General features: G+C 71.3%; 5 pseudogenes. 3 read left to right on the top strand and 2 right to left on the bottom strand.

What is annotated here, in order from left to right:
- Both E1P53_RS20645 and E1P53_RS21085 read right to left on the bottom strand, forming a co-directional pair.
- Positions 1-80: pseudogene (locus tag E1P53_RS20645) on the bottom strand (dCTP deaminase); the annotation flags it as partial.
- A 451-nt stretch (positions 81-531) separates the two neighbouring features.
- Positions 532-612, bottom strand: a pseudogene (locus tag E1P53_RS21085) (hypothetical protein); the annotation flags it as partial.
- A gap of 47 nt (positions 613-659) precedes the next feature.
- Between E1P53_RS21085 and E1P53_RS02200 the strand changes: the two are divergent.
- The 3 pseudogenes from E1P53_RS02200 to trpC form a co-directional block, all read left to right on the top strand.
- A pseudogene (locus E1P53_RS02200) lies at positions 660-833 on the top strand (chorismate-binding protein); the annotation flags it as partial.
- A pseudogene (locus E1P53_RS02195) lies at positions 830-1,586 on the top strand (Trp biosynthesis-associated membrane protein). The pseudogenes E1P53_RS02200 and E1P53_RS02195, both read left to right, overlap by 4 nt.
- A 205-nt stretch (positions 1,587-1,791) precedes the next feature.
- Positions 1,792-2,473: pseudogene (gene trpC / locus E1P53_RS02190) on the top strand (indole-3-glycerol phosphate synthase TrpC); the annotation flags it as partial.

Here is a 2,473-nt window from a genome sequence, read left to right as displayed (position 1 = left end):
ACGAGGGCCGGATCGAACGGGTCAATCGCGAGGCGCCCGCCAGCGATCTCGGAGCGGATGTCGCGGTCGGAGAGCAGCACGTGTCGAGGTTATCGAATGATCAGGCGGATCTGCGCCGGTGTCGTCGCGTTCGGTGGTGTCGGGACGTCCGAGCCGGTGCCGCAGCCGTCGACGGGCCTCGGCCCGCATCCGGTCGAGGATGGCGTCCGTGCGGTGCGCGTGGTTGATCCGCGGAGCCTGATCGGGATGCGATCGCGGCGGGTGCCACACCGCGCGACCTGCGTCGATGCCCTCAACCTCGATCGTCGTGGACCACTGGTCGTCACCGTGTCCGACCGACCGGTTGTGGGGCCCGCACGCCATCGTGAGCAGGTCGATGTCGGTGGGTCCGTTGTCGGCTTTCCACTCGACGACATGGTGCATCTCCGACTCGAAGGCCGACCGGGTGCAGGCCGGGCCGGTGCATCCGCCGTCACGACCCACCGCGGCGATCCGCTGGGCACGCGACGCGAGCCGCTTGGCGCGCCCGAGGTAGAGGACCTCGCTCGTGTGGTCGCGGAAGACCTCGAGGTACTCCTGCGCCTCGGCGGCCATCTCGACCGCATCCTTGATCGGGACGAGGGTGCCCGTCGCGGTTCGGGCCGGCGCCCCGGCCAGTTCACGCCGCCCGGGGCAAGGCCTACGTCCAGGCCGGTGGTGGCGTCGTCGCCGACAGCCAGCCCGAATATGAATACAACGAGGCCCGCAACAAGGCCACCGCGGTCCTCAACGCGGTCGCCGCGGCGTCCACGATGCGCCGGGTGGGCGAGCCCCCGGCAGGGGAGAACCCGTGACCACTGCCGACCAGCCCGCCGATCAGTCTGCCGAGCCGTCCGCGGCCACACCGTCGCGGCGGCCCCAGATCATCGCCGCGATCCTGATGGCGGCGACCGCCGCCGCGTTCTGGGGGGCGAGTCGGCTCACCTGGGCCACCGTCTCCGCCGAGGACGGGCTGTCGCCCCAGCGCGCCTTCGACGTGAAGGGTTCGGACTGGAGTCCGTGGCTGACGCCGCTCGCGCTGGTCTACCTGGCCGGCATCATCGTGGTGCTCGCGGTGCGTGGATGGGCGCTGCGCGTGGTGGCGATCCTGGTGGCCGCCGGCGGTGTGCTCGCGGCCTTCCCGGCGATCTCGCTGCTCACCGGCGGTGGTGACTCCGACTACGCCGCCGACGCCGGAGACATCCCCGACCGCTACGTCGTGCTGTTCGTCGACACCAAGGCTCCGGCGGCACTGCTGGTGCTTCTCGGCACCGTGTGCAGCGTCGCCGCCGGAGTGATGCTGCTGAGGGTGGCCCGGGGCGCGGTCTCGACGTCGAAGTACACGACCCCGGCGGCGCGCCGGGAGAAGCTCGAGAAGGAGATCTTCGCCGAGCACGAACGCCGCAAGAAGGCCGAGGCACAGGCGAAGGCCGCTCCCGATGCCGCCGAGGACACCGCCGCCGGTGACGACCTCGCGAAGTCCCGTGAGGCGAACGAGCGCATGATGTGGGACGCTCTGGGACACCGGTATCGACCCGACCGACCCGTCGGACACCGACGACCGCTGACCGGGGGACCCGCGCGCTGACCGGGGGGCGCCTGCGGATGGCAGACATCACATCCGGCCGCCGATGCGACAAGGCGCAGGTATCCCTTGACACGGCGCCGTGGACGGTGTCTCGGCGTCCGGGATCGGCCAACCCGCCGGAGGCCCGCGCGGCCCCTCCGGTCTACCCTGAGATCACACGACTAGCGAAAGGGAACGGAGTCGCTGTGAGCATGCCCAACGTTCTCGCGTCGATCATCGAGGGAGTCAAGGCCGACGTCCGCCGCGCGCGAATCGGCGATCGACTTCAACGCGGTGAAGGCTGCCTCGGCCAAGGCTCCCGCTCCCCGGGACGCCATGGCGGCGCTGCGCCAGCCGGGTATCGGTGTGATCGCCGAGGTCAAGCGCGCCAGCCCGTCCAAGGGGGAGCTGGCGACCATCGGCGACCCCGCCGACCTGGCCACGGCCTACGAGGAGGGTGGCGCCCGCATCGTCAGCGTGCTGACCGAGGAGCGTCGCTTCCACGGCTCGCTGGCCGACCTCGACGCGGTCCGCGCCGCGGTCGACATCCCGGTCCTGCGCAAGGACTTCATCGTGGGGCCTTACCAGATCCACGAGGCCCGCGCCCACGGCGCCGATGTCATCCTCCTGATCGTCGCCGCGCTGGAACAGAACGTCCTCGCGTCGCTGCTCGACCGCACCGAGAGCCTCGGGATGACCGCCCTCGTGGAGGTCCACACCGAGGAAGAGGCCGACCGTGCCCTGGAGGCCGGGGCGTCGGTGATCGGCGTGAACGCCCGCAACCTCAAGACCCTCGAGGTCGACCGGGACACGTTCGCCCGGATCGCCCCCGGTCTGCCGACCGAGGTCATCCGCGTCGCCGAGTCCGGCGTGCGCGGCACCGCCGAC

The organism is Gordonia paraffinivorans (assembly GCF_900683595.1).
Lineage (GTDB): Bacteria > Actinomycetota > Actinomycetes > Mycobacteriales > Mycobacteriaceae > Gordonia > Gordonia paraffinivorans.
This window is presented reverse-complemented; position numbering and strand designations above follow the sequence as displayed.